The sequence below is a fragment of the Tenacibaculum sp. 190524A05c genome (genome assembly GCF_964036595.1).
Lineage (GTDB): Bacteria > Bacteroidota > Bacteroidia > Flavobacteriales > Flavobacteriaceae > Polaribacter > Polaribacter platacis.
Map to the genome: position 1 here is coordinate 944,955 of NZ_OZ038523.1, position 16,362 is coordinate 961,316.

Here is a 16,362-nt window from a genome sequence, read left to right on the forward strand (position 1 = left end):
GCTCAATTTTTCGTATTTTTATTGAAGGTGCTAATCTCTTTTAAAACTTTCGATTATGAAAAAAATTACTCTTTTTATATGCTTATTTATTACCATTCAAAATTTCGCTCAAAGATCAACAATTCAAGGAGTAATTTCCGATAATATTGGAATTGTAGCTAACGCACATGTTGTAAATATTACTTCTATGGAAGGAACATTTTCCGATACCAAGGGGTATTTCAATATCAATGCTCAATTAGGAGATATTTTACAGATTACCTCTATACAACACTATGATAAGAACATCAAGGTATCTTCAATTTCCATGGGTAGAAAAAAAATAAATATACTGCTTGAAATACAAGAGCAAATATTAGAAGAAATTGAAGTTAAGAAGACACAATTGATACAATCCTTATCTGCAGATTCTAAAAAAACTCCAAAAAACAAAGGAAAATCAAAATCAGAGAAGGCTAGAAATTTCGAAAATACCAAAGCAACGGATAATGTTATCATGGCATCTGCTTCAGAAAAAAGTGCCGCTGAAAGAAAAACAGACCCTGTATTAGCTTTTGAAGGTCTTACACTTTTAAAATTCTCTTTATTTACTTCAAAAGAAGAAAAAAGATTAGAGCAAAGAATTAAAAAACAAGTTTTTAGAGATCATCTTCCTGAAAGAATCATAACTATTGTTGGTAAGGAAAACTTCACTAATAAACTTAACATTCCAGAAGAACAAGTTCTTAAATTCATTAATTACAGTATAGATGAAGAAATAGAAAACAATGTGCAACGTGAAGAGCATTTAAAAGTTATTGAAAACTTAAGAATTAAAAGTGTTAATTATTTGAAAGAATTAGGTGGATAACATTCTGTTCATCTAAAAAATCTGTAATTTGGCTCATCTTTTGTTATTTACAAATCATGAAAAAATTACTTATTCTATTTGTTGGGATTTCATTTTTATCCTTCACAGCACATAAATACTACTTAGCTCTTACTGAAATTAAGCACAGTACAACCAATAATTCTATTCAAATGATTATGAATGTATTTATGGATGATATTGAAGTTGCAATAAATAAAGAACAAGGGGTGGACTTACAATTGACCACTAAAGACGAACCAAAGAATGTAGACGAATATTTTCACAACTACCTCAAAGACAACTACATAATAACTATAAACAACAAAAAAGCAGATTATAACTTTATTGGAAAAGAATATGACGGTGACATTGTTTATTTCTACCTAGAAATTGAAAATGTTATAAAAATAGAATCATTTGAAATTGAGAATAACGTTTTAGTTTCACATTTCCCTGAGCAACAAAATCTAGTAAAAATTACAATTAACGATACCAAGAAAAGCCTAATATTAACTAAAGAAAATAATAAAGGTTTGTTAAATTACTAACAAATTCAGTTTCTTTGCTTTAATTTTATCAACCAAATCTTTTAATAAATACAAATAATGAAAAGAACTCTTTACTCATTTCTTTTGATTTGTTTTGTTTGTTCATTTACTGTTAATGGACAAAACCGTCAAAGAAAAACTCAAAAAGGGCACACTAACGAAAATAAATTCAAACAACTAGAAGACCTTTTACCTACCCCGAATGATAAACATACAGCTTCTGGAGCTCCTGGTGTGAAGTATACTCAGCAAAAAGTTGATTATAAAATGGATATTGTTTTAGACGATGAAAAACAAAGGATTACTGGTAGCGAAAATATTGTATATCATAATAATTCGGAAGATGCTCTTCCTTATTTATGGGTTCAGTTAGATCAGAACATGCGTGCAGCTGATTCTAAAACTCCGGATATTATGACTTCAAAAGTTCCTAGCAAAATCAGTAAAAAGCGTTTCGAACGTTTTTATCCTGAAACACCTTTTGATGGAGGATTTAAAATCATGGAAGTTACCAATACAGATGGTAGTAAACTACCATATGTAATTAACAGAACTATGATGCGAGTTGATTTACCAAAGGCAATTCCATCTGGAGGAACTTTCTCATTTAATATTAAATGGTGGTATAACATCAATAACCACAGAACTCAAGGAGGAAGATCTGGTTTTGAACACTTCCCTGAAGACAATAATAATAACTACGTAATTGCTCAGTTTTACCCAAGATTATGTGTTTACGATAATGTAGAAGGATGGCAAAATGATCAATTTTGGGGAAGAAGTGAATTTGCTTTGGAATTCGGAGATTTTGATGTAAATATTACAACACCTGATGATCATATTTTAGGTGCTACGGGAGTTTTACAAAATGCAAATGAAGTTTTAACTAAAAAGCAAAGAGATCGTTTTGCAAAAGCTGAAAAAACTTTTGACAAGCCAGTTTTAATAGTTACACAAGCTGAAGCAACTAAAAAAGAAAAAACGAAATCTAAGAAAACAAAGACTTGGAAATTCTCTGCAAAGAATGTTAGAGATTATGCCTTTGCAACTTCTAGAAAATTTATTTGGGATGCAATGGCTGTTAACATTAATGGTAAAACAGTAATGGCACATTCATTATATTCAAAAGAAGCTAATCCTTTATATGGTGATCATTCTACCAGAGCTGTAGCGCAAACATTAAAAACTTACTCTAGATACACTTTTGATTATCCATATCATAAAGCAATTTCTGTTGATGGACAAATGGGTATGGAATATCCACAAATTTGTTTTAATCCAGGAAGACCAAATCCTGACGGGACATACTCTGATAGAACTAAATACAGAATGATTAAAGTTACTGTTCATGAAGTTGGACATAACTTCTTCCCTATGATTGTTAATTCAGATGAGAGAAAATGGACTTGGATGGATGAAGGTTTAAATTCTTTTGTTGAAATGATGGCAGAATTAGATTATGATCCAAACTTCCCTATCGTAAGAGGATTGCCTAAAAACATTATTAAATACATGGATGGAGATCAATCTACAATTGCTCCAATTATGTCGAAAGGTGATAATGTGTATAGTTTTGGTAACAATGCATATGGTAAACCAGCAACAGCATTATATATTTTACGTAATAGTGTAATGGGACCAGAATTGTTTGATTATGCTTTTAAAACGTATTCTAAGCGTTGGAAATTTAAACACCCAACTCCAGCAGATTTCTTTAGAACTATGGAAGATGCTTCTGCAATGGATTTAGACTGGTTTTGGAGAGGTTGGTTCTATACAACGGATGTAACCGATATTGGAATAAAAGGAGTTAAAAAGTATTATACTAAAGAAGATAAATACGGTAATATTGACTTTATCCAAGATGAATCTGAAGGATTAGGTTTTGGAAAAAATAAGAATCCTAAATCAAAGTTCCACTATGAAATTACGTACAATAAGCCAGGTGGTTTAGTAATGCCAATTATAGTTGAGTTTACATATTCTGATGGAACTAAAGAAAGAAAAAAATATCCAGCGCAAATCTGGAGATTGAATGATAATGAGATTACTAAAGTTTTCTCTTCTAGTAAAGAAGTGAAAAATATTCAAATTGATCCTGATTTAGAAACAGCTGATGTTGATACAACAAATAATAGCTGGCCAAAAAATAAGGAAACTAAATTCGGTAAGTTCAAGAACAAGATTAAAGGATAAAACATAATTCATTATAAAATTCTAAAAAAGTGATAACATTTTTATTTGTTATCACTTTTTTTATAAAGGTTTGTTAAAAATTTTAACAATAGTAAACATTAACTAATTTTATTGTTAATTTCCCCAATCAATTTAATACCAACTTTAATCATAATGAAAAAGCTATTTTATGTATTCTTATCAGTTTTTTTAATTTCTGCAGTAGGGTTTGCTCAGGAAGCTGATAAGGAAAAAAAAGAACCTCAAAAGGGACATGTTGATGAGAATAAATTCCGTCAATTAAAAGATGTTCTTGCTACACCAAACGATCAGAGAACTGCTTCAGGTGCTCCTGGTCATCAATACACTCAACAAAAAGTAGATTATGTAATGAATTTACGTCTTGATGAAGCTAACAATAAGCTTTATGGAGATGAAACAATTACATACCATAATAATTCTAAAGATAATTTAGAGTACCTATGGTTACAATTAGACCAAAATATGCGTGCTCCAGATTCTCAAACTCCATTAGCTCAATCAAAAGGTGCTTCTGGTTGGCAAACTCCAGAGCAGTTTGTAACTGATAACATGGGTAAAAAGAAAGATTTTGGTTTTAAAATAGAGGCTGTAAAATACGAAGATGGTAGAGATTTATCTCACACTATCAATCGTACAATGATGCGTATTAATTTACCAAAACCTTTAGCACCAGGAAATACATTTACATTCAAAATAAAATGGAATTATTTAATTAATAATGTTGTAACTGATGGAGGTCGTTCAGGAGTTGAAGAATTCTCTGATGGAAATAAAGCTTTTATCATAGCTCAATTTTTCCCTAGATTATGTGTTTATAATAATGTGGAAGGATGGCAAAACATGCAATTCTGGGGACGCAGTGAATTTGCTTTAGAATTTGGAGATTATGACGTAAAACTTACTGTACCAGCTGATCATATTTTAGATGCCACAGGAGAATTACAAAATGAAAAAGAAGTTCTTACCAGAGAGCAACGTAAAAGACTAGAAAAGGCAAGAAAGTCTTACAAAGATCCTGTGATTATTGTTACACAGAAAGAAGCTGAAGAAAATGAAAAAGCAGGTACTACTAAAACTAAGACTTGGCATTTTAAAGCTAAAAATGTAAGGGATTATGCTTTCGCTACATCAAGAAAGTATATTTGGGATGCTATGGCTGTTGATATTAACGGGAAAACGGTTATGGCTGTTTCTTTATATCCTAAAGAGGGGAATCCTTTATGGGAAGAGCATTCAACTAGAACTGTTGCAAATACTTTAGAAGAATATTCAAAATTAACGTTTGATTATCCTTATCCAAAAGCTGTCTCTGTAAATGCAAACGATGGCATGGGAATGGAATATCCAATGATCTGTTTTAATTTTGGACGTCCTAACGCAGATGGAACATACTCAGACCGATTGAAAAGTGGAATGATTGGGGTAATTATTCATGAGGTAGGACATAACTTCTTCCCTATGATTGTTAATTCTGATGAAAGACAATGGACTTGGATGGATGAAGGCTTAAATTCATTTGTGCAAATTTTAGCTGAGTTTGATTATGATGCAGAGTTATTCGCACAGAATCCAACTAAGAATATTACAAGATATATGAGTTTTGATCAAAGTAATTTATCTCCTATTATGTCTCAGGGAGATTATGTCAAAAACTTTGGTCCAAATGCATACACAAAGCCAGCTGCTGGTTTATATATGTTACGTAAAACTATCATGGGTCCTGAATTATTCGATCATGCATTTAGAACATATTCAAAAAGATGGATGTTTAAACACCCAACTCCTGCTGATTTCTTTAGAACTATGGAAGATGCGTCAGGTATGGATTTAGACTGGTTCTGGAGAGGATGGTTCTATACAACAGATAATTGCGATGTAGGTATAAAAGAAGTTAAACCTATTTATTTAACAAATAAACCTAATGAAAGAACTAAGCAATTACAAGCACAATATCCTGGATACTTTGCAAGGCTAGGAAAACTAATCTTCTTAACTACTAATAAGGAGGATGCTAACTCAGAAGATGTAAAAGCTTACATTAATGGTTTATCTGCTGATAAGAGAGCAAACATAAAAGAGCTTCCTAAGTATATGTATCAAGTAGAATTCGAAAAACCAGGTGGATTAGTAATGCCTATAATATTAGAAATAACTTATGCTGATGGAACTAAAAAACGTGAAGTTTATCCTGCGCAAATCTGGAATAAAGATGATAATAGAGCTTTCAGAGTATTTACATCTAGTAAAGAAATTACGAACATAGCTATAGATCCAGACGAAGAAACTGCTGACGTTGATACATCTAATAATTCTTGGCCAAAGAAAACTGAAGATAAATTCAATCAGTTTAAAAACAAGATGAAAAACTAAGCATTCTATAAACTACAATTAAAACGCAACAAATTTTGTTGCGTTTTTTTTGTTTAATTTATGTCATGAACAACTTAATTCAATACATATCAAATAACATTTCTTTATCTGAAGATCAACTTCAAAAACTAGAGCAACTTTTTCTATATGAAGAACACAAAAAGAATGACTACTTTTTAAGACAGAATCAAAAGGTTAATTTCATTTACTTTCTAAGCAAAGGAATTGTTAAAGGGTATGAATTCGAAAATGGAAATGAAGTTGTACAACATCTCGTAGAAGAAAATAACTTCTTTACAGACTTTGAGAATTTTCAATCAAAATCCACAACCATACAAACCTTTCAAGCGGTAATTGATTGTGAAGTATTTAGAATTTCCAAAAGTAACTTCGATTATATTTTAAAAAAATTTCCAGATTTTCAAATATTTGTAAACTCCATCATGCAAGAATCACTTGCTTGTAAAATGGAAAGATTATCAGATTTCCAAACACTAACTGCTACAGAACGGTACTTGAAATTATTGAATACTAGTCCAAATCTTATCCAAGAAGTATCCATAAATGATTTATCTTCTTTTTTAGGAATTGCTCCTTCTTCTCTAAGTAGAATCCGAAAGCAAATTTTCTAACATTTGTCATTTTTCACGACTCAATAAAATTAGAATTTTGGAAAAAAAAACAAATGAATACACTTTCTTTAGTAACCGGAGCTAATGGTCATTTAGGTTACAATTTATGCAAACTATTAATTGATAACGGAGAACGAGTAATTGCTACTTGTAGAAATTCTAAAAACATAAAAATATTAGAAGAGTTAGGTTGCGAAATTCTAATAGTAGACATTACTAATCAGGAATCAATGTTAAATGCTTTTAAAAACGTTACACATTTATATGCCGTAGCAGCTTCTTTTAAAATGTGGTCTAAAAATCCAGAAATAGATTATAACAACAATGTAGAAGGAACCAGAATGTTGTTTGAAGCTGCTCATAAATCTGGAATTAAAAATATTGTTTATGTGAGTTCTGTTGCTGCGCTAAATTTTAAAAAACTTCCAGCAAAAGAAAGTAATGGATACAATTTCGATAGAAGAAATTGGTATTACAATTCTAAAAACGACTCTGATAAACTTGCTCTGGATCTAAGTCGAAAATTTAATATTAGAACAATTATAGTTCTTCCATCAGCAATGATTGGAAGTAAAGCACATAAACTTAGCTATTCTAATAGGTTAGTTCATCAAATTTTAAATGGAGAAATGATTGCCGACACTAATATTACCTTAAACTGGATTGACGTAAAAGATGTAGCTAAAGGAATGTATCTTGCCATGAATAAAGGAAGAAATGGTGAACGCTATATCTTAGCAAATAAAAACCACACATCAATTCAAGATAGTGTTAGAATAGCTTCAAAAGAATTTCCAGAACTAAACTTAAAAACTCCTCCTAAAATTTCTAAGTTCTTATTATATATAATTGCTTTCTTTATGCGAATTAAGAGTCAACTTACTGGAAAAGAACCACTACTACAAAAGGAATATATTGATATGTTTTATGGTTTAAAACAAGATTATGATATCAGTAAAGCAAAAAATGAACTAGGATTTTCACCTAAGAATTCAAAACAAGCTCTAATTGACGCTTTACATTACTTAAAAAATGAATGGAATTTTATAAATTAACGATAACGATATTTTTATCAATCAACTAATTTAAAGCACATTATACACATGGGAATTACCAATATCTAAAATTACTTATTTGATTTTTACAATTAACCCAATTCAAAATCATCAAAACTGATAGAAACAAATTAAACTATAGGCGTCAAATTTGATTATTTGGAAATTAATGGTACATTTAACCCGATGAAACTAAGCAACACATATATCTATATGACAGACGTAACTTCTGCGTCTATGTTTGCTTACACAACGATTTCTACAATTATTACGACCCTTTAGGGGTTGTTTATTTACATATAATTTTTCGTGCTATTTGTTTTTCATTCTGAAAAACAACATCAAATCAAATTAGTTTTTCAATTATAATTTTAAAAAAATGAAAGTCCTAAAATTCGGAGGTTCATCAGTAAGAGATCATCATAACATCAAAAAAGTATTAGAAATAATTACTAAAAAATCACAGGAAGATAAATTAGCTGTGGTTGTATCTGCCTTCGGAAAAACAACCGATAATCTATTAAAAAGTGCTGATCTTGCTCAAGGTAAAAATGAAGAATACTTAGCCATTCTTAATGAAGTAGAGAAACATCATTATGAAACTATAGAACAACTAGATTTAAAAAATTCTTCTGATGTTATTGAACATGTAAACCTACAATTCAATCAACTTAAAACATTATACAAAGGTTGTTACTTACTAGAAGAGTTAAGTCCGAAAGCCAAAGCTGTTATTAGTAGTTTTGGGGAAAAACTATCTTCATATATTATCTCAGAAGCTGCTAAAACAAAGTTAAATGCAACTTTTAAAAATAGTCAGGATTTAATTATAACAGACGATAATTATTTAAAAGCTCAAGTAGATTTTGAAACTACTTATAGTAATTGCTCTACCTATTTTAGTGAGAATTCTCATCAAGTTGTAATTCTACCTGGGTTTATTGCAAAATGTTATAACGGTCAAACAACTACTTTAGGAAGAGGCGGATCTGATTATACTGCATCTATTTACGCGGCAGCAATTCATGCGGAAGAATTACAAATTTGGACTGATGTAAGTGGAATGTTTACGGCAAATCCTTCTATTGTAAAGCAGGCTAAGCCCATTCAACATATATCTTATGAAGAAGCTATGGAAATGTCTCACTTCGGTGCAAAAGTGATCTACCCTCCTACTATTCAACCTGTACGAGAAATGAAAATCCCAGTTTTGGTGAAAAACACTTTCGAACCAGAACAAGCTGGAACTTTAATTGCATTAAATTCAGACAAATCTTCTCCTGTAAAAGGAATCACATATGTAGAAAACATCTCTCTTCTTACAATTGAAGGAAGCGGAATGGTTGGAATGTCAGGAGTTTCTAAACGATTATTCGAAGCGTTGTCTGACGATGAAATCAACGTTATTCTTATTACTCAAGCATCATCTGAGCATACGATTTGTGTTGGGGTTTTAGAAGAAGACGCTGAAAAAGCAGTAAAAAGTATCTCTAAAAAATTCAATAATGAAATAGATCAACATAAAATTGATCCTGTTGTAGTTGAAAGCGACTTAAGTATTATAGCCATCGTTGGTGACAACATGAAAAACCACCAAGGATTAAGTGGTAAGATGTTTAGTTCATTAGGAAAAAATAACGTAAACATTAGAGCAATTGCTCAAGGAGCATCTGAAAAAAACATTTCAGCAGTAATCAAAAGAGTTGATGCAAAAAAAGCTTTGAATACTTTACATGAGCAATTTTTCGGAGACAATATTAAACAACTCAACTTGTTTGTAACTGGTGTTGGTAATGTTGGTAATCGTTTCTTAGCGCAATTACATCAACAGAAAGAGTATCTACAATCTCAACTAAAATTAAATATAAGAGTTATAGGGATCTCTAACTCTACTAAAATGTATTTTGATGAGGAAGGTGTTGATTTAGAAAACTGGAAAGAACTATTACTGAATAAAGGTGAATCAACAAGTTTAGATAGCTTTTTGAATAGAGCAAAACAACACAACTTAAGAAACAGTGTATTTGTTGATAATACTGCTAATGAGGAAGTTTCTCAAATGTATCAACACTATTTAGAAAATAACATTGCAGTGGTTACTTGTAATAAAATTGCTTGTGCATCAGAGTTGAATAACTATAAAACTTTAAAAAAGGTTTCTAGTAAATTCAACGCTCCATTCTTATTTGAAACCAATGTTGGAGCTGGATTACCAATAATAGATACACTTAAAAATTTAATTGCTTCAGGTGATCGTGTTCACAAAATACAAGCGGTATTATCCGGAAGTCTAAATTTTGTATTCAACAATTTTAATGATAATGTAACTTTTCACAATATCGTTGCAAAGGCACAAGAAGAAGGTTATACAGAACCTGATCCTAAAATAGATTTAAGTGGTGTAGATGTTGCTCGTAAAATTCTAATTTTAGCTAGAGAAAGTGGTTATGAATTAGAGCTTTCTGATATAGATAATAATTCATTCTTACCACAAGAAAGTTTGAACACTAATAATAATGAAGAATTTTATAAAAGCTTGACGAAATTTGAAAATCATTTTCAAGACATCTATGCTCAAGCCAATTCGCAAAATTGCAAACTTAAATATGTTGCAGAGTTTGAAAATGGTAAAGCTAAGGTTGGATTACAACATATTCCATCAGATCATCCTTTTTATAATTTAGAAGGAAGTGATAATATTGTGTTGTTTTTTACTGATAGATATCCAATTCAACCATTACAAATCAAAGGAGCTGGTGCCGGTGCCGATGTCACTGCTTCAGGAATCTTTGCTGACGTAATTCGAATTGCAAATAACTAAATTAAAATGAATCAAATTAAAATATTCTCGCCTGCAACAGTCGCAAACGTATCATGTGGATTTGACTGTTTAGGCTTTGCTGTAAATGATTTAGGTGATACCATGACATTTACTAAAACTTCAAATAAAGAAGTTAAAATCACGGATATTAAAGGAGCAAACCTTCCATTGGAGGCTGATAAAAATGTGGCTAGTGCAGTTGCTTTATTAATGTTAGAAAAACATTCTGCAGATTTCGGATTAGAAATTTCAATTCAAAAAGGATATTCTCCTGGAAGTGGTTTAGGAAGCAGCGCTGCAAGTGCGGCAGGTGCAGCATTTGCCGTTAACGAATTATTAGGTAAACCATTCTCTCAATTAGAACTTACCAAGTTCGCTATGTATGGAGAAAAGGTAGCTTGTGGTTCTGAAATTGCCGATAATGTTGCCGCAGCTTTATATGGAGGATTCATTTTAGTTCAACAATATGAACCACTAGCTATTGTAAAAATTCCTGTTCCAGAAGAGTTAATGTTAGTTGCAATTCATCCTCAAGTTAAAGTAAAAACTAAAGATGCCAGAGATGTATTACCTGAAAACATTCCATTAACGGACGCTGTTACGCAATGGGCAAATGTTGGTGGTTTAATAAGTGGATTATACTCTCAAAATTTTGAAGTAATTGCAAATTCACTTCAAGACATTGTGGTTGAACCGGCAAGAAAACATTTAATTCCTCATTTCGATTTAGTAAAAGAAGCTGCCATTAATGCTGGAGCTTTAAATGCAGGAATTTCAGGTTCTGGACCAACAATCTTTGCTTTATGTAAAGGAGAAGAAAGCGCGAAAAAAGTATACGACGCAATTGAAGATACATATGCTGATAAAGGTATCGATTTTACAATGGTCTATTCCAAAATAAATACAGAGGGAGTTAAAATTTTAGAACAAAACTAAGCATGAATTATTTTAGTCTTAATCAACAATCAAAATCAGTTTCTTTTAAAGAAGCTGTAATTAATGGATTAGCTCCTGATAGAGGTTTGTATTTTCCTGAAAATATTAGTCCATTACCAGAAGAGTTTATCACAAATATTGATACGTATTCTAATGAAGAAATTGCGTTTGAAGCCATTAAACAATTTGTTGGTGATGAAATTCCAAAATCAACTTTAAAAGAAATTGTTTCAGAAACTATTGATTTTGAATTTCCAGTTGTTAAAGTCCGAGAAAACATTGGAAGCTTAGAATTATTTCATGGTCCTACCCTAGCATTTAAAGATGTTGGTGCGCGATTTATGGCCAGATGCTTAGGTTATTTTAATAATCAAAATCCAGAAAAAGTTACTGTATTAGTAGCAACTTCTGGCGATACTGGTGGTGCTGTAGCTAATGGCTTTTTAGGAGTAAACGGTGTTGATGTTGTTATCTTATACCCTAGTGGTAAAGTCAGTGATATTCAAGAAAAACAGTTAACTACTTTAGGCAAAAACATTACAGCTTTAGAGGTAAATGGAGTTTTTGATGATTGTCAAGATATGGTGAAAACTGCATTTTTAGATGATCAAATTTCAAGAACTTTAACTTCTGCAAACTCTATAAATGTTGCAAGATGGTTACCGCAAATGTTCTATTATTTCTTTGCTTATAAACAGTTGTACAAAAAGCATCCAAATTTAGTATTCTCTGTTCCAAGTGGAAACTTTGGTAATATTTGCGCAGGTATGATGGCACAAAAATTAGGTCTTCCAATTCAACATTTTGTTGCTGCTACCAATGTAAATGACACTGTCCCTGAGTTTATGAAAAATGGAGAGTATAAACCTAAAGCTTCCAAAGCAACAATATCAAATGCAATGGATGTAGGTAATCCAAGTAATTTTATCCGAATTCAGAAATTGTTTAATAATAGTTTCGAAAACTTAAAAGGTGGATTTTCTTCTTTTTCTTTTGATGACGATGCTACAAAAGAATCAATGAAGAGAATTTACAAAGAATCAAATTACATTGCAGATCCACACGGAGCAGTTGGTTATTTAGGTTTAGAAAAACATCAATTAAAAAAGGATGAATATGGTGTTTTCTTAGAAACAGCACATCCTGTAAAATTCTTAGATGTTGTAGAAAGTACATTAAACTTAAAACTTACTATTCCTGAAGAAATACAAGAACTTATAAAAAAAGAAAAACATTCTATTAAGATTAGCACTTATGATGAATTAAAATCTTTTCTAAACGCATAAAAAAAGTCCGAGATTGCTCTCGGACTTTTTTTATTGAATTCAGTTAGAATTACTTTTTGAATAAATTCGTAATATCTTCAGCAGTTAATAATCTTGAAACTTTTACTGTCTCAGCAATTTCAGGATCATCACCACTTGTCATTTGAATTTGTAAGAAAGCCTCTCCGTCTTCTCTTGTATATTTTAACCATACAATTTGTCCATTCGCTTTCATTTTCAATGGATCTCTTGGAACATTTTGGAATCCTTGCATTAATCCATTGTATAATTTATCGATATCATTGTCTACGTTTTTGAAACTAAAGTTTACATATTCGTGCCCAATAGCGTTGATGTTTTTGAAAAAGAAATTATAATCACTTTCTCCAACCTTCTCTAAATACACATAACTCACTTTACCAACAATCTCACTTTGGCTAGTTTCTAAAAATTCAATTTGTGCATAAGCTGCTGAAGAAGAAACTACAAACAATAACAACAATAAAGCTTTTCTCATAATTTTAATTTTAGGGATTTATAATTTTATTAAATCTATTTTAATAACGCCTAAAAATAGAATTATTATATCAATTTTACTATTTTTCGGCGATTAAAAGTGAAAAATGAAAGTTTGTATAGCCGAAAAACCTAGTGTTGCACGAGAAATTGCTAACATTTTGGGTGCCAATACGAAACATGATGGATATTTTGAAGGAAATGGATATGCTGTGACATATACCTTTGGACACTTATGTACTTTATTAGAACCAAAGGACTATAAACCGCACTGGAAAAGTTGGGATTTGAATAATTTACCAATGCTTCCGGACAAATTTAGTACAAAAGTCACTGAAGATTCGGGAATTCAAAAACAGTTTAGAATTGTAAAATCTCTGTTTGATAAAGCAGATGTAGTTATAAACTGTGGGGATGCTGGTCAAGAAGGAGAATTGATACAGCGTTGGGTTATTAATCAAGCTAATTATAAAGGTAAAGTTCAGCGATTATGGATTTCTTCACTTACTGAAGAAGCTATAAAAGAAGGTTTTGATAATTTAAAAGACGAAGAAAGTTATAATAACTTGTACTATGCAGGGTATTCTAGAGCAATCGGAGATTGGTTATTAGGATTAAATGCAACACGATTATATACTGTAAAATTTGGTGGTTACAAGCAGGTATTATCAATTGGTAGAGTCCAGACTCCTACTCTGGCCATGTTGGTAAATCGTTTTAATGAAATTAAAAACTTTAAACCACAACCATATTGGGAGTTACAGACTACTTATAGAAATACAGTGTTCAATTGTGAAGAAGGTAGATTTTTAAAAAAGGAAGAAGGACAAGCATTTGCTGATAAGGTAAAAGAATCTGATTTTGAAATCATTTCTGTTACTAAAAAGAAAGGAAAAGACTATGCACCTAAGCTTTTTGATTTAACAGGTTTACAAGTATATTGTAATAATAAATTTGGTTTTTCAGCTGATGAAACTTTAAAAATAGTTCAAAAGCTTTACGAAATGAAGGTTGTTACTTATCCTAGAGTAGATACAACATTCTTACCTAATGATATCTATCCTAAGGTTGCTGGAATACTTCAAAGACTAACTAATTATAGTGAAATTACTGCTCCTCTTTTGGGTAAGAAAATAAAGAAGTCAACCCGAGTATTTAACGATAAAAAAGTTACAGATCACCATGCTATAATTCCTACAGGAATTCAAACCAATTTGCAATATAATCAGCAACAAGTTTATGATATTATTGTAAGAAGATTTATTGCTGTTTTTTATCCTGATAGTGATATTTCTAATACTTCAGTAATTGGAAAAGCAGATGAAGTTTCATTTAAAACTACAGGAAAAGAAATACTAACTAAAGGATGGAGAGTAGTTTTTGAATTTAATGAAGAACCTAAAAAAATAAATACTGAACAAAGTATACTTCCTAATTTTGAGAAAGGTGAAAAGGGTCCACATGAACCAAGTTTCCTTGAAAAAGAGACTAAGCCACCTCGAAATTATACGGAAGCGAGTTTACTTCGTGCTATGGAAACAGCCGGTAAACAAGTAGATGATGATGAAATGCGTGAATTAATGAAAGAGAATGGAATTGGAAGACCATCTACACGTGCAAGTATAATTGAAACCTTGTTCAAAAGAAAATATATTGAACGCCAAAAGAAATTAGTAGTTCCAACACAAACTGGAATTGACTTAATTGCTCTTATTGACAATGAACTTTTAAAATCTGCTGAATTAACTGGGCTTTGGGAAAAAAGATTAAAAGAAATTGAACGTGGTGAGTTCCATGCAAGTTCTTTTATTAAACAAATGAAGGCCATGGTTGATCATTTAGTTTATGAAGTTCGTTCTAGTAAAAAAACTGCACGTCTATCCGCTGAAAACAATACCCAAAAACCAACAACAGCAAAGAAAAAAACATCAACTAAGAAAACAGTAGTTGGTAAGGATTGTCCTAAATGTAAAAAAGGAAATTTACTAAAAGGGTCGTCTGCATATGGATGTTCAGATTATAAAAACGGATGTAATTTTAAACTTCCTTTTTCTTTTATGGAAAAGAAAATATCTGAAAGTCAACTTATTCGATTGTTAGACAAAGGAAGCACAACGAACTTAAAAGGTTGGAAATCGGAAAATGGTAAAATAGAAGGGCTGATTCGTTTTGATGATAATTTCAACCTTAAATTAGAACCAAAGAAAGGAGCTACAACAAAAAAGGTTCCAGATACAATTACGTGTCCTAAATGTAAAAAAGGCACCGTTTTAAAAGGTAAATCTGCCTATGGATGCTCTGAATATAGCAATGGCTGTACTTTTGTTTTTCCTTTTGCAAAAATTAAAGAACTAGCTAATGGTAAAGAGTTAACAAAGGAATTAGTTTACCAGATATTACAATCTCATTAAAGTAATGAGTAGTTATTTTTGATAAAAAGAGATTACAAAATATATTAAAAAACTAATTCTTTTGACTATAATAAAAACTCTTATGTTTTTCTAGATTCTTAATAGAACTCTCAATCCATTTGGCATAAGTTTCATTTTTCTCTTCTTCCGTAAGTTGCCAATTAATCTCAGACTTCCTTAGTCTTGTTGTAACATCCTGAAGAACAATTGCAGCTGCTACAGATATATTCAAACTCTCTGTAAAACCAACCATTGGAATTTTTAAGTATCCATCTGCATTTTCCAACATAAAATCAGAGACTCCTTCTCTTTCTACACCAAATACAAAAGCGGATTTCTTGGTAATATCAAAATCTGACAAATAACAAGAATCATTATGCGGAGTAGTTGCTATGATTTGATAACCTTTATTTTTCAAAGCATTAAAACAATCTTTAGTATTGCTGTTTTCATCTTTAAATCGATGAAAATCCAACCATTTTTGACTGCCCTTTGCTATTTTTCTAGAAACTTTATTTATGTAACTATTTTCAATCGTATGTACATCTTGTATTCCGAAAACATCACAACTTCTCACTACAGCACTGGCATTGTGTGATTGAAAAATATTCTCCAATACAACCGTAAAATGTCTAGTTCTATTGGAAATTACTTCTTTAAAAATTCGTCTTCTTTTCTCTGTTACAAACTCTTCTAAATATTGTAATAAGTTTTCATCTACCATAAAGCAAACTTATAAAA

Annotated in this window: 12 protein-coding genes; 10 read left to right on the forward strand and 2 right to left on the reverse strand. The window is 31.0% G+C overall.

Annotation, left to right across the window (positions count from 1 at the left end; translation table 11 throughout):
• Positions 1-55 precede the first annotated feature (55 nt).
• From ABNT61_RS04275 to thrC, 9 genes are all read left to right on the forward strand, one after another.
• Entirely contained in the window at positions 56-850 is a 795-nt protein-coding gene (locus tag ABNT61_RS04275) for a hypothetical protein (protein WP_348744990.1), read from the forward strand.
• Between the two features lie 56 nt (positions 851-906).
• Positions 907-1,398: a DUF6702 family protein gene (locus tag ABNT61_RS04280; protein WP_348744991.1), complete on the forward strand. Its 492-nt coding sequence runs from the start codon at positions 907-909 to the stop codon at positions 1,396-1,398.
• A 57-nt stretch (positions 1,399-1,455) separates the two neighbouring features.
• A complete protein-coding gene (locus ABNT61_RS04285; RefSeq protein ID WP_348744992.1) occupies positions 1,456-3,594 on the forward strand; it encodes a M1 family metallopeptidase in 2,139 nt (712 codons plus the stop codon).
• Positions 3,595-3,747: 153 nt separating this feature from the next.
• On the forward strand, positions 3,748-5,985 hold the full coding sequence (locus tag ABNT61_RS04290; protein WP_348744993.1) for a M1 family metallopeptidase: 2,238 nt from the start codon (positions 3,748-3,750) through the stop codon (positions 5,983-5,985).
• 65 nt (positions 5,986-6,050) lie between these two features.
• On the forward strand, positions 6,051-6,617 hold the full coding sequence (locus tag ABNT61_RS04295; RefSeq protein WP_348744994.1) for a Crp/Fnr family transcriptional regulator: 567 nt from the start codon (positions 6,051-6,053) through the stop codon (positions 6,615-6,617).
• 53 nt (positions 6,618-6,670) lie between these two features.
• On the forward strand, positions 6,671-7,672 hold the full coding sequence (locus ABNT61_RS04300; RefSeq protein ID WP_348744995.1) for an NAD-dependent epimerase/dehydratase family protein: 1,002 nt from the start codon (positions 6,671-6,673) through the stop codon (positions 7,670-7,672).
• A gap of 379 nt (positions 7,673-8,051) precedes the next feature.
• Entirely contained in the window at positions 8,052-10,493 is a 2,442-nt protein-coding gene (thrA, locus tag ABNT61_RS04305) for a bifunctional aspartate kinase/homoserine dehydrogenase I (protein ID WP_348744996.1), read from the forward strand.
• A 6-nt stretch (positions 10,494-10,499) separates the two neighbouring features.
• Positions 10,500-11,429 (forward strand): homoserine kinase, encoded by a 930-nt coding sequence (locus tag ABNT61_RS04310; RefSeq protein ID WP_348744997.1) that lies wholly within the window; start codon positions 10,500-10,502, stop codon positions 11,427-11,429.
• A gap of 2 nt (positions 11,430-11,431) precedes the next feature.
• The gene (gene thrC / locus ABNT61_RS04315; RefSeq protein WP_348744998.1) at positions 11,432-12,715 is read left to right on the forward strand and encodes a threonine synthase; all 1,284 of its coding nucleotides are present in this window, start codon (positions 11,432-11,434) and stop codon (positions 12,713-12,715) included.
• A 49-nt stretch (positions 12,716-12,764) separates the two neighbouring features.
• On the opposite strand, the gene ABNT61_RS04320 is transcribed toward thrC, so the two are convergent.
• On the reverse strand, positions 12,765-13,211 hold the full coding sequence (locus ABNT61_RS04320; RefSeq protein WP_348712288.1) for a hypothetical protein: 447 nt from the start codon (positions 13,209-13,211) through the stop codon (positions 12,765-12,767).
• A gap of 106 nt (positions 13,212-13,317) precedes the next feature.
• Here ABNT61_RS04320 and ABNT61_RS04325 point away from each other — a divergent pair, with 106 nt between their 5' ends.
• The gene (locus tag ABNT61_RS04325) at positions 13,318-15,621 is read left to right on the forward strand and encodes a DNA topoisomerase 3 (protein WP_348744999.1); all 2,304 of its coding nucleotides are present in this window, start codon (positions 13,318-13,320) and stop codon (positions 15,619-15,621) included.
• 52 nt (positions 15,622-15,673) lie between these two features.
• Here the strand turns inward: ABNT61_RS04325 and ABNT61_RS04330 are convergent, their stop codons facing one another.
• Positions 15,674-16,345 carry an RNA methyltransferase gene (locus tag ABNT61_RS04330; RefSeq protein ID WP_348745000.1) on the reverse strand — a complete coding sequence of 224 codons (672 nt, stop codon included), beginning with the start codon at positions 16,343-16,345 and terminating at the stop codon, positions 15,674-15,676.
• Positions 16,346-16,362: the final 17 nt, after the last annotated feature.

What these genes read in the sequence shown, in the direction of transcription:
- ABNT61_RS04275 (WP_348744990.1), top strand. Translation starts at nt 56, where the DNA reads ATGAAAAAAATTACTCTTTTTATATGCTTATTTATTACCATTCAAAAT.
- ABNT61_RS04280 (WP_348744991.1), top strand. Translation starts at nt 907, where the DNA reads ATGAAAAAATTACTTATTCTATTTGTTGGGATTTCATTTTTATCCTTC.
- ABNT61_RS04285 (WP_348744992.1), top strand. Translation starts at nt 1,456, where the DNA reads ATGAAAAGAACTCTTTACTCATTTCTTTTGATTTGTTTTGTTTGTTCA.
- ABNT61_RS04290 (WP_348744993.1), top strand. Translation starts at nt 3,748, where the DNA reads ATGAAAAAGCTATTTTATGTATTCTTATCAGTTTTTTTAATTTCTGCA.
- ABNT61_RS04295 (WP_348744994.1), top strand. Translation starts at nt 6,051, where the DNA reads ATGAACAACTTAATTCAATACATATCAAATAACATTTCTTTATCTGAA.
- ABNT61_RS04300 (WP_348744995.1), top strand. Translation starts at nt 6,671, where the DNA reads ATGAATACACTTTCTTTAGTAACCGGAGCTAATGGTCATTTAGGTTAC.
- thrA (WP_348744996.1), top strand. Translation starts at nt 8,052, where the DNA reads ATGAAAGTCCTAAAATTCGGAGGTTCATCAGTAAGAGATCATCATAAC.
- ABNT61_RS04310 (WP_348744997.1), top strand. Translation starts at nt 10,500, where the DNA reads ATGAATCAAATTAAAATATTCTCGCCTGCAACAGTCGCAAACGTATCA.
- thrC (WP_348744998.1), top strand. Translation starts at nt 11,432, where the DNA reads ATGAATTATTTTAGTCTTAATCAACAATCAAAATCAGTTTCTTTTAAA.
- ABNT61_RS04320 (WP_348712288.1), bottom strand. Translation starts at nt 13,211, where the DNA reads ATGAGAAAAGCTTTATTGTTGTTATTGTTTGTAGTTTCTTCTTCAGCA.
- ABNT61_RS04325 (WP_348744999.1), top strand. Translation starts at nt 13,318, where the DNA reads ATGAAAGTTTGTATAGCCGAAAAACCTAGTGTTGCACGAGAAATTGCT.
- ABNT61_RS04330 (WP_348745000.1), bottom strand. Translation starts at nt 16,345, where the DNA reads ATGGTAGATGAAAACTTATTACAATATTTAGAAGAGTTTGTAACAGAG.